The organism is Corynebacterium sp. HMSC074H12 (assembly GCF_001813755.1).
In the GTDB taxonomy this organism is placed as follows: domain Bacteria; phylum Actinomycetota; class Actinomycetes; order Mycobacteriales; family Mycobacteriaceae; genus Corynebacterium; species Corynebacterium hiratae.
Window position 1 is genome coordinate 55,659 of sequence record NZ_KV813940.1, and the last position, 12,634, is coordinate 68,292.

General features: G+C 63.1%; 4 protein-coding genes. 3 read left to right on the forward strand and 1 reads right to left on the reverse strand.

Going from position 1 to position 12,634, the window contains the following annotated elements:
• Nucleotides 1–124 precede the first annotated feature (124 nt).
• The gene (locus HMPREF2932_RS10020) at nt 125–9,082 is read left to right on the forward strand and encodes a type I polyketide synthase (RefSeq protein ID WP_071410087.1); all 8,958 of its coding nucleotides are present in this window, start codon (nt 125–127) and stop codon (nt 9,080–9,082) included.
• 1,003 nt (nt 9,083–10,085) lie between these two features.
• On the opposite strand, the gene HMPREF2932_RS13905 is transcribed toward HMPREF2932_RS10020, so the two are convergent.
• A complete protein-coding gene (locus HMPREF2932_RS13905; protein WP_246818659.1) occupies nt 10,086–10,529 on the reverse strand; it encodes a hypothetical protein in 444 nt (147 codons plus the stop codon).
• A gap of 18 nt (nt 10,530–10,547) precedes the next feature.
• Here HMPREF2932_RS13905 and istA point away from each other — a divergent pair, with 18 nt between their 5' ends.
• Entirely contained in the window at nt 10,548–12,128 is a 1,581-nt protein-coding gene (gene istA, locus HMPREF2932_RS10030) for an IS21 family transposase (RefSeq protein ID WP_158013202.1), read from the forward strand.
• A gap of 292 nt (nt 12,129–12,420) precedes the next feature.
• Nucleotides 12,421–12,634 (forward strand): transposase (locus HMPREF2932_RS13255; RefSeq protein ID WP_246818653.1); only part of this gene is annotated, 214 nt, incomplete at its 3' end.

Consider the following 12,634-nt stretch of genomic DNA (forward strand, 5'->3'; position numbering starts at 1 on the left):
CGCGGGAGGCCGCTTTGCGCGAAGGCTTCGACTACGGTGGCACATCATGATTGTTCTGTAGGGCTAACTAATCTTGCCCACAGCTCTTCATAAAACCGTTCCCCATCAGCTCAAAAGAGGAAAGATGCCTGTTACTATGCTGCATTCCATGCCCCGCCCGGCCGTGCTTTTCGCCGGACAAGGCTCCGATTGGCAGGGTTTCATCACCACCGCCGCGCAGACTGCCGCCACCGCTGACTCCCTGCGCGAGGCCCTCGCCCAGGCCCGCAGCCTCACCGGCCCCGCCGCACGCACCATTGCCTCCACGTGCCCTGGCGCACTTGAGCGCCTCGAGCAGCTCATTGATGGTTCCGTCGAGCCCAATTCCCTCGACTCTCTGCCGGCAGTGTCCATCCCCGGCATCGTCCTTGGCCAGATTGCTGCCATCGAGCAGCTGCGTGATCTCGGCGTCGACATCGACGAGCGCGCTGGGCATTCGCAGGGAAGCTTGGGCGAGATGGCCGTCGACAAGCCAGTAGAAGCCCTGGCTCTGGCCATCCTGATGGGCACCGCAGCCAGCGCGGTCAACGGCTCCGACCCGCGCCCCCAGATGCTGTCCATCCGGGGCCTGGAGCGCAGCTTCGTCACTGAGCACCTACACGGCACCGCAGCCATCGCCGTGGTCAACGGCCGCCGCCACTTCGCGCTGTCCGGCAACCCGGAGGACCTGGCTGCCACCCGCACCGCCATCGAAGAGGCCGTGAAGAGCTTCAACGCCGAGCTGGAGAAGCGCACCATCGGTGGCGATGAGCTCAGCCCGCGCTTCGATGAGCTGCCCGTGGCCCTTCCCTTCCACAACGCGGTTCTCGCGCCGGCGGCTGAGCGCACCGTGGCGCTGGCTCAGAAGTGCGGCCTCGACGTGGATGAGGCCCGCACCCAGGCCGAGGCCATCCTGGTCAACGAACACGACTGGCCGGCCACGCTGGCCGCGCTCAACTCCGAGCATCTCATCGTTCTCGACCGCGCCTTGGCGAACATCACCCGCCGCGTGGTGCAGGGAACCGGGGTGACGGTGGTCTCCGCCGCCACCCCGCAGGAGCTCGATGCGCTGGCGACGCCGGGCAATGAACTGCCCAAGGCCCTGAACTACGCTGACTTCGCCCCGCGCACCATCGAGCTTCCGAACGGCCGCACCTATACCCAGACCCGCTTCTCCGATCTCACGGGCCTGTCCCCGATCATGCTGGGTGGCATGACGCCGACCTCCGCTGATGGAGAGATCGTGGCCGCGGCAGCCAACGCCGGCCACTGGACGGAGATGGCCGGCGGCGGCATGTACTCCGATGAGGTTTTCCGCGCCCACCTGGCCACAATGGAGCAGCACCTGCGCCCGGGCCGCACGGCGCAGTTCAACACCATGTTCTTCGACCGCTTCCTGTGGAACCTCCACTTCGGCCAGGCGCGCATCGTGCCCAAGGCGCGCGCGGCCGGTGCGGCTTTCAACGGCGTGTGCATCTCCGCCGGCATTCCGGAAGTAGAGGAGGCCGGCGAGCTGCTGGACCGCCTCCACGCCGACGGTTTCCCCTTCATCTCCTTCAAGCCCGGTACCGCAAAGCAAATCCGCGATGTCCTGGCCATCGCCACGGCCTACCCGGAGGATCGCATCATCATGCAGGTCGAGGACGGCCACGCCGGCGGCCACCACTCCTGGGTCAACCTGGATGACATGCTGCTGGATACCTACGCCGAAATCCGCCAGCACCCCAACGTCTACCTGGCAGTCGGCGGCGGCATCGCCTCCCCGGATCGCGCCACCTCCTATCTCACCGGTGAGTGGGCGAAGAAGCACGCTATGCCGGCGATGCCTGTCGACGCCGTCTTCCTCGGCACCGTCGCCATGGCCACCAAGGAGGCCAAGGCCACTGATTCGGTGAAGGACCTGCTGGTCAACACGGAAGGCATTTCGCCTTCCAAGAACGACGGTTGGGTAGGCCGCGGCACCGGTGCGAACGGCGTGGCATCCTCGCAGTCCCACCTTTTGGCGGACATCCACGACCTCGATAACTCCTTCGCCGCGGCTTCTCGCCTGATTACTTCCTTGAGCATCGAGGAGTATCCGGCACACCGCCAGGAAATCATCGACGCCCTGGCCAAGACCTGCAAGCCCTACTTCGGCGATGTCGAGTCCATGACCTACGCCGAGTGGATCGAGCGCTTTGTGAAGCTGGCCCACCCGTTTGTGGATCCGAGCTGGGATGACCGTTTTCTCGATCTCCTGCACCGCGTCGAAGCCCGCCTGAACCCAGCGGATCACGGCCAGATTGAAACCCTCTTCACCTGTGTTGAGGACGTTCACGATGCGCCGCAGGCCGTGGCCAAGCTGCTGGATGCTTACCCCGCCGCACGCACCACCGAGGTCTCGGCGCGCGATGCCGCCTGGTGGATTTCCCTGCACTACAAGCACGTCAAGCCCATGCCGTGGGTGCCGGCCCTGGACGGTGACTTGAAGTCCTGGTTCGGCAAGGACACCCTCTGGCAGGCACAGGATGAGCGCTACACCGCTGACCAGGTGCGCATCATCCCCGGCCCCGTGGCCGTGGCGGGCATTACCAAGAAGAACGAGCCGGTTGCAGACCTGCTTGCCCGCTTCGAACAGGCCACCACGGATGCACTGCTGGAGCAGGGCTCGACCCCGCAGAAGGCTTTCTCCCGCCTGAACTCCGCTGCCGATGAGGCCGCATTCCTGCGCACTTCTCCTACCCTTCTGTGGCACGGCCACCTCATGGCCAACCCGGCTTATGAGATGGATGAGAACGCCTTCGACCTGCGCCAGGATGCTGAAGGCAACTGGGAGATTGTTATCACGGCGGACTCCTATTGGGATGACCTGCCGGAGGAGCAGCGCCCCTTCTACGTCCGCGAGGTCACCGTCCCTGTGGACCTGCCGGAGGATGTGGCCACGGGTGGCTCCCCGGTGGTCTCCGAGGAGCGCCTGCCTAACTCCGTCTTCACCCTCCTGGAAGGCTTGGCTGGTGTCGGCTCCACGGCGGAGCAGGGCGATGAGATTACGGAGATGCCCACCGTCGAGTCGGGCTACTCCTTCCACTTCCCGGCCTCGCTGCTCTCCGCACACAGCGCGGTGACCTGCGGCGATGCTGCAGCCGAGAAGGCCGGCACCCCCGACGTTCTGGTAGGCCCCTGCTGGCCGGCCATCTATGCCGCGCTCGGCTCCGGCCGTCTACAGGACGGCTACCCGGTCATCGAAGGCTTGCTCAACGCGGTGCACTTGGACCACGTCATCGACCTGCGCGTGCCGCTGGAGCAGCTTGCCGACGGCCGCCAGATCGACGTCACCTCCTCCTGCACCGCCATCGAGGAATCCGTCTCTGGGCGCATCGTCACGGTCGAGCTCGAGCTCAAGGATCACGCCTCCGGTGACATCGTGGCCACGCAGATGCACCGCTTTGCCATCCGCGGCCGCGCCACCGGCACCGCCGCACCGAGCCAAGCACCGGAGTGGGGCGGCGGCAAGTCCGCCACCAAGGTGGTGCCGACACCGCGCTCCTTCGTCGACCGCGCCACCGTCACCGCCCCGCAGGACATGACGCCCTTCGCGCTGGTCTCCGGTGACTATAACCCGATTCACACGTCCTATAACGCGGCCCAGCTGGTTAACCTGCAGGCACCGCTGGTGCACGGCATGTGGCTCTCGGCCGCCGCACAACAGGTGGCCGGGCGCCACGGCCGCGTGGTGGGCTGGACCTACTCCATGTACGGCATGGTGCAGCTGGGCGATGACATCGAGGTCACCGTCGAGCGCGTCGGCCGCAAGGGCATCCACCAGGCACTCGAAGTCACCTGCCGCATCGACGGCGAAGTCGTCTCCCGCGGCCAAGCCCTGCTCGCCGCGCCGACCACGGCCTACGTCTACCCCGGCCAGGGCATCCAGGCAGAGGGCATGGGCCAGGATGACCGCCAAGCTTCCCCGGCGGCACGCGAGGCCTGGCGCCGCGCCGATGCGCATACCCGCGCGAACCTGGGCTTTAGCATCCAGAAGATCATCGATGAGAACCCGACGGAACTCACCGTCCGCGGCACCACCTTCCGCCACCCGCAGGGCGTGCTGCACCTGACCCAATTCACGCAGGTAGCCCTGGCCGTCGTGGCCTATGCCCAAACCGAACGCCTGCGCGCCGAGGACACCCTGGCGCCGACTTCTTACTTCGCCGGCCACTCTCTGGGCGAGTACACAGCACTGGCCTCGCTGGCGAATATCTTCGACCTCGAGGGGGTCATCGACATCGTCTATTCCCGCGGCTCCGCCATGGGCAGCCTGGTGCCGCGCGATGCTGAAGGAAATTCCGAGTACGCCATGGCCGCACTTCGCCCGAACATGGCGGGTATTGATGCCGACAACGTCGACGCTTGGGTGGCTGAGGTCTCCGAGGCCACCGGTGAGTTCCTGGAGATTGTTAACTACAACATCCGCGGCCAGCAGTACTCCGTCGCCGGCACCAAGAAAGGACTCAAGGCCCTGGTAGACAAGGCCAATGCCATCGCCCCGCGCGCGGCCGTCATGGTCCCGGGCATCGACGTTCCTTTCCACTCCCGCGTGCTGCGCGAGGGCGTTCCGGCCTTCGCGGAGAAGCTCGATGAGCTCCTGCCGCAGGAGCTGGATCTGGACGCCCTGGTAGGCCGCTACATCCCGAACCTGGTGGCCCGCCCCTTCGAGCTGACCCAGGACTTCGTCGATGCCGTGGCACCGCTGGCTCCCTCCGGCAAGCTGGACGGGCTGAAGGTGGAGGACCTCTCCGAGCACGAGCTCGCCCGCCTGCTGCTCATTGAGCTGCTGTCCTGGCAGTTCGCTTCGCCTGTGCGCTGGATTGAGACCCAGGAGCTCCTCTTTGGCAAGGTCGAGCAGATCATCGAGGTCGGCCTGGCTTCTTCCCCGACGCTGACGAACCTGGCTACCCGCTCGCTGGCCGTCGCCGGCATCCCGGAGGGCACCATCCGCGTGCTCAATGTGGAGCGTGACCAGGAGCAGGTCATGCTTGCCGACGTCTCCGAGGCCCCCGCCGCCGAACCGGCACCGGAAGCCGACGCCGAGGAGGCACCGCAAGCCAACGAGGCACCAGCCGAGGTTCCGGCTGAGGCAGCTCCGACTGCACCAACTCCTGCACCTACCGCAGCCGCCGCCTCCGGCGACGCCCCCGAGCTGCGCTTTGGTGCGGCGGAGGCCATCATGGTGCTCTTCGCCTTCCAGAACAAGATCCGCGTGGATCAGATCGCGGACTCCGACACCGTGGAGGAGCTGACCAACGGTGTGTCCTCGCGCCGTAACCAGCTGCTCATGGACATGTCCGCGGAGATCGGCGTGCCGGCCATCGATGGCGCCGCCGATGCCGACGTGGCAACGCTGCGCGAGAAGGTCGCCACCGCCGCCCCGGGCTACTCCGCTTTCGGCCCGGTGCTGGGTGAGGCCGTCGGCGCGCGCCTGCGCCAGCTCTTCGGCGCTGCGGGCCTCAAGCCCACCGCCGTGGCGGACTACGTCACCGGCACCTGGGGCCTGCCCGAGTCCTGGGTTGCCCACGTCGAGGCTGAGATTCTGCTGGGCTCCCGCGAGGAGGACTCCGTGCGCGGCGGCTCGCTGAGCACCGTGCCGGCGAGCGCTACCTCCAAGTCCGCAGCACACGAGCTGATCGACGCCGCCGTCCAAGCCGTCGCCGCTACCCACGGTGCATCCGTGTCCAAGGGCGCGGCCGCCGGTGGTGCCGGTGGCGGTGCCGTGGTCGACTCCGCTGCGCTCGATGCCTTCGCCGAGACCGTCACCGGTGAGAGCGGCGTGCTGGCTACTGTCGCCCGCCAGGTTCTCTCCCAGCTGGGCTTGGACTCCGAACCGGAGCTCATCGAGGCACCTGATACCACCGTCATCGATGCCGTCGAGGCAGAGCTCGGCTCCGGTTGGCTCAAGTCCGTCACGCCGTCCTTTGATGCGAACAAGGCCGTGCTTTTCGACGACTCCTGGGCCATCGCCCGCGAGCGCCTCGCCCGCCTGGCACTGGGCCAGGCCGAGTACCCGGTGGACAGCTTCCGCGGTGCCGGCGAGGACCTAGCGCGTCAGGCGCGCTGGTGGAAGCGCGAGGACATCGCCAAGGCCGCCGTGGACACCACCCCCGGCGCGTTCGCCGGTGAGGTTGCCCTGGTCACGGGTGCTGCCCCTGGTTCCATCGCCACTGCGCTGGTGGAGCGCCTACTGGAGGGCGGCGCGACCGTCATCATGACCGCCTCCCGTGTCAGCCAGGCCCGCAAGGAATTCGCGCGCACGCTCTACGCCGAGCACGGCGCTGCTGGTTCCGCCCTGTGGCTGGTCCCGGCGAACCTGTCGAGCTTCCGCGATATTGACGCGCTCATCGACTGGATCGGCACTGAACAGCGCGAGTCCGTGGGCAACGAGGTCAAGATCCTCAAGCCGGCCCTCACGCCGACGCTGGCCTTCCCCTTCGCCGCGCCGAGTGTCTCCGGCTCGCTAGCGGATGCCTCCGGAACGACCGAGACGCAGGCCCGCCTGCTGCTCTGGTCCGTCGAGCGCACCATCGCGGGACTGGCAAGGTTGAGCCAGGGGGACGTCGACAAGCGCTGCCACGTTGTCCTGCCAGGCTCGCCCAACCGCGGCACCTTCGGTGGCGACGGCGCCTACGGCGAGGTCAAGGCGGCACTCGACGCCATCCTGGCCAAGTGGAACGTCGAGGCTGGTTGGCCGGCCGGCGTCACCCTGGCGCAAGCCAAGATCGGCTGGGTCGCAGGCACTCACCTCATGGGCGGCAACGACGTCCTCGTTCCAGCCGCGCAGAAGGCCGGAATCCACGTCTGGTCGCCGGAGGAAATCTCCTCTGAGCTGCTAGACCTAGCTTCCGCCGAATCCCGTGCCCGCGCCACCGAACGCCCGATCGAGGCAGACCTCACCGGCGGTCTCGAAGGCTTCTCGCTGACTTCTCTAGAGGTCGAGAAGCCTGCTGCGCAGTCCGCTGCAGAGGGTGCCGCCAAGGACACCACCGTCCGCATCAAGGCACTGCCTTCCCCGGCGCGCCCGGTGCAGCCGCAGCTGGCTCAGGAACTTGGCGACATCACCACCGACCTCGACGACATGGTGGTCATCGCCGGTATCGGTGAGGTGAGCTCCTGGGGTTCCGGCCGCACCCGTTTCGAGGCCGAGTATGGCCTGCAGCGCGACGGCTCCGCCGAGCTGACCGCCGCCGGTGTCATTGAGCTCGCGTGGATGACCGGCCTCATCGCATGGCACGAGGAGCCCACGCCGGGCTGGTTCGTCGTGGAAAACGACGAAGAGATCGCCGAAGAGGACATCTTCGACCGCTTCCGCGATGAGGTCGTCGCGCGCTGTGGCATCCGCACGCTGACGGATAAGTATCACCTCACCGACCGCGGCTCCATCGACCTGACCACGGTGTTCTTGGACCGCGACATCACCTTCACCGTCGATTCCGAGGCCACCGCCCGCGACATCGCCGAGGCCGACCCAGAGTTCACCAGCATCCGCGAGGCTGACGGCGAGTGGGAGGTCACCCGCCGCAAGGGTGCCACCGCAAAGGTGCCGCGCAAGGCCACGCTCACCCGCACCGTGGCCGCGCAGATGCCGGACAACTTCGACGCTGCCCGCTGGGGCATCCCGGACCACATGCTCGACTCGCTCGACCGCATGGCTGTGTGGAACCTGGTCAGCGCGGTGGATGCCTTCACCCAGGCCGGCTTCTCTCCGGCGGAGCTGCTGCGCTCCATCCACCCGGGCCAGGTGGCCACCACGCAGGGCACAGGTATCGGCGGCATGGAGTCCCTGCACAAGGTATTCGTTTCCCGCTTCTTGGGCGAGGACCGCCCCTCCGACATCTTGCAGGAAGCACTGCCCAACGTCATCGCGGCGCACACCATGCAGTCCCTCGTGGGCGGCTACGGTTCCATGATTCACCCCATCGGTGCCTGCGCTACCGCGGCGGTGTCGATTGAGGAGGCCGTGGACAAGATTGCCCTGGGCAAGGCCGATGTGGTCGTGGCCGGCGGTATCGACGATGTCCAGGTGGAGTCCCTCCAGGGCTTCGGCGATATGAACGCCACCGCGGAGACCGCGAAGATGACCGCCAAGGGAATCGATGATCGCTTCATCTCCCGCGCCAATGACCGCCGCCGCGGCGGCTTCCTCGAAGGCGAGGGTGGCGGCACGGTCCTGCTGGTTCGTGCCTCACTAGCAGCCGACTTAGGACTGCCGGTGCTCGCAGTGGTCGCGCACGCCGCCTCCTATGGCGACGGTGCCCACACCTCCATCCCGGCCCCTGGCCTGGGTGCGCTGGGTGCTGGCCGTGGTCGCGAGAACTCTCGTCTCGCACGCTCGCTGCGCGGACTGGGCCTGACGCCAAACGACGTCTCGGTCCTGTCCAAGCACGACACCTCCACCAACGCCAACGACCCGAACGAGTCCGAGCTGCACTCCATCCTGTGGCCAGCTATCGGCCGCGACGCGGACCAGCCGATGTTCGTCATCTCGCAAAAGACGCTCACCGGCCACTCCAAGGCGGGTGCCGCGCTCTTCCAGACCGGCGGTATCATCGACGTCTTCCGCACCGGCCGCATCCCGGCCAACGTGTCGCTGGACTGCGTTGATCCGCTCATCGCGCCGAAGGCGAAGAACCTGGTGTGGCTGCGTTCGCCGCTGGATCTGGCAGCCGCGGGCCGCAACGTGAAGGCCGCGGCGCTGACCTCGCTTGGCTTCGGCCACGTCAGCGCGCTCATCGTCTACGCCCACCCCGGCGTGTTCGAGCAGGCCGTGTCTCAGCAGCGCGGGGCGGATGCAGCTGCCGAGTGGCGTGAGCACGCCGAGCAGCGCCTGCGCGCCGGCCGCGCACACTTCGAGGCCGGAATGCTGGGCCGCGCCCCGCTCTTCGAGGTCATCGAGGGCCGCCGCCTACCGCACGCCGACGCCAAGGTGATGATTGACGGCTACGGTCTCGTCGACGCCGACAAGGCCGCGGAAATCTCCATGCTCCTCGACGCCGATGCGCGCCTGGGCAGCAACGGTGAATTCCCGGGTGCGTAACCTCTAGCAATTAGGGCCAGTTCAAGTACGAACTGGCCCTTTCCTTTCGGACTAACCTCGTTTCGCTCTATGTCGCGACGATATTTGCTCACCAACGCTTTTCAATTAAATGTTCCATCACACGCTTTCAAACATCCGCCGAAAAATATTGACAAGCATGATTACGGAATCAGCGATTATGCCAGCTTCACGGCGCGATGAGTTCGGTGCGTGTTTTATCGAATGAGCTAACGAAACTGCCTTACGAACAAAACTACGCAGTTCACTATTCGCTGGTCCTGGAAGTTCTACTTCAACAACTCGTGCCAGCCGGTTTTTGAGTTTCCCGCATTAAATTTATCCGCATCATCACCATTCCGTAAGTGACGAGTTTCGTCAAAGGCTACGCGGTTCAATTCATGTTGGCGGACATGAAAAACTGACCAGTGGCGGACACGGGATTTAGGGGTTTGGGGAGTTTTTATTGGGGGTAGGAAAACAAGGGGTCTTCATCCGATGTTCGATAGAAGAGTCTAACCGGACTCATCTAGCGAAAAGCATGGACGGACCTGACTCCGTCTCTAATCAGCAGCAATTGTCTTCTAGAAGAAGCAGGGGTGAAGTTGAGGTGTCAGGCCTGTGGCCCCGCCGTCGCCGATGGTGACTCCAACACCGGGTTCCTCGTGCCTATCGAAGGCAACCACAGCACGCGGCCGCGCGCCGTCGGCACGTTCCGTGAAATCACATGTGCCAAGCTTCACGGACCTCATGCCACAGGTGCGCCCGACACCGAACAACACGGCTCCCATCGGTCGGCTGATGCATCACGTCATCGTCGTTCGGACTCGAGGAGCATCCCAGCGCTAGATCGACGTCACAACAGGGCTCTGAACCAGAGGGGATAAGTTCGCTTACCATACTCCAACAGGACGAGTCAATCATTCGAACACGCCCTGCCCCCGTGGTGTCCGCCACTGGTCAGTTTCTCATGGCCATAGGCGGACTTTTTTATGTCCGCCTCCGGTCAGCTTTTCATGTCCGCTAACAATTCATCGAGAATGCGAACCACCCGATTACCGACATCACTGAAGTCACTTTGAATATTTGCAAAAGCAAACTTCTCACGGGGCTCCTTGATTTCTGTATCAATCCGCACCCATCCGGTAGAATCCCGCGGGCTAACAGGAGAAACCAATTTTCCTTGAAGCTGCGCATCTTCGAGGCCTTCGACATGCCTCTCAAACGGATCAAATATTGCGCTAAGAATCCGCCGTCTAGCTTGATAGCTTCCTTCAGCATCGTTCTGTTTCCAATAGTCTTTAAACGAAGACTCATGACGCGCGACGCTATTTAGTACCGGTAGGGCGGTATCGAGTACCGACCGGTGCGGATATCGGGTACCGGGGGTAGTTTTTGGGCACTCTTTAGTGGACGGCCCGCGCAGTGTGTACGTGTGGATCGCGTTCACGTGGAAGGAGTGATGGTGGTGACGGATTACCGTGCCATCATGTTTGCCTTGGTTGCCGGGAATCGTTCCTGGAACCAGATTCGAGCCGATTTAGGGGTCTCGAAGTCGACGATTGATAAGGGCAGTCGCGTTGTAAGGGACCATCAAATCGATGCTCGTGGGATTGCTGGATTGTCGAATGCCCAGTTAGAGGAGCTATTTCCGGATAACCGGCGTCGCAACGATGCGGAGTTCCTCGCACCGGATTTCAAAAAGGTTGCCGAGCGGATGGTCTCTGGCAAGCGCGTGACGTTGAAAGTCGCGCACGCCAAGTACCTGAAGTTACCTGTTGGTACTGGTCAGCGTCATTATTCGTATCGACAGTACTGTTCGCTGTTTGAGCATTATGTCGATGTTCATCAGCTGTCAGCGCAACTGAATCACGATCCCGGTGACGAGCTCATGGTGGACTGGTCGGGCGATGGAATGGTCGTTGTGGATCCGGTCTCGGGCCAGCGGTTTACCGCGCACTTGTTTGTAGCTTCATTGCCGCACTCAGGGATGAGGCATGTATCGGCGTGGCCGGATCAAAAAATGCGGTCGTGGCTTTTAGCCCACCGTGCGGCTTTGGAGTGTTTCGGTGGTTGTCCGCTGCGGTTGATCCCGGATAACGCGCTTACAGCCACGCAACAGATTTCCCGTGGGCTGCGGGGGCGTATCCCGGTTGCGGAGTATTCCACATTTGCCGATTTCTATCAGATAGGTATTACTGCGGCGAAACGCTACCGGCCGCGGTACAAGGCGAATATTGAAAAGGCCGTGGATATTACCCAGCAATGGTGCGTAGAATACCTCGACGACCAGGAGTTCTACAGTTTCGACATGCTCAATAAAGCACTCGAGGACCAAAGCGATTTCATCAACGATCGCCGTCCCTACCGCGGGCAGGATATCTCTCGTCGCCAGTTGTTTGAAGACCATGAGCAACAGCTGCTGCGCCCGTTGCCCGACCGGCGGTGGTCGTGGTCGCGGTGGAAGAAGTCCAAGGTCGCAATGAACTACCACATCCGGATCGCCAATCACTGGTATTCAGTGCCGTGGAAGCTAGCGGGCAAGTTCGTCGACGTGCAACTCTTTGATGACTATCTGGATGTCTTCTACGACGGTGAGATTGTTGCTTTACATCGTATTGCCCCTGCTAATTATGGCTACTCCACCTTGGATGAGCATGTCCCCGACAACCATAAGGACTTAAACACCCAGTGGAACCGGCAACGCTTGGAAGACTGGGCGAAAAGTATTGGGACAGCGACAGCACAGCTCATCGGCCAGATGTTTAACGCTCGTAAAGTCGAAGCCCAAGCATATTCTAGCGTTCTGGGCGTACTGAACCTATCGCAAGGCTCCATCCACGCTCACCTGACCATTGTGATGGCAGCGATGGCCACAGGCCACGTGTTGGAAGAAGCCTCGGGCCTGTCGCTGAAGCGATTGGTACGAATCTTGAAGAAATACCGATCGTTTACCGTCGAAATCTCAGGCCACACACTCCACGCACAAACCGACCTGCCCGCCGGCGTCCGCGAACTCGCCGAAAAGCTACCCCAACTGTCTGACTAAAATGACCTAAGTCAGGAAACGTTAGCGTTAAAACGTTAGCGCTTTAACGTCATAACACTAACACTAAAAACACCACTCAACCACCGCAATCATTGGGCAAGTTGGCCATAGTCAAAGCTGTGACCCTGGAAATTCGAAAGACGTCACAGCAACAAACCACCACCCCAGACAACCTTCACATGAGATGCCTTTTAAACATTATAAAATATGTCACACGTTCACCTGAGGTTACCCTCGTTTAGTGGACACCCTATTTGTACGGATCTTGTGTCCGTAAGAGAGGATGTTCATTGTGAGTCAACAGCGCAAGAAGTACACGCCTGAGTACCGGCGTGAGGCCGCGAACCTGGTAATCGAGTCAGAGCGACCGATTGCCCATGTGGCTAAAGAGATTGGTGTTTCCGCCGGGCTTTTAGGCCGGTGGGTCAAACTCGAGCGTGAACGCCGAGGATCCTCAGATGGGATGAGTGAAGCTGATCTTCGTGCTGAGAATGCTCGTCTGCGCC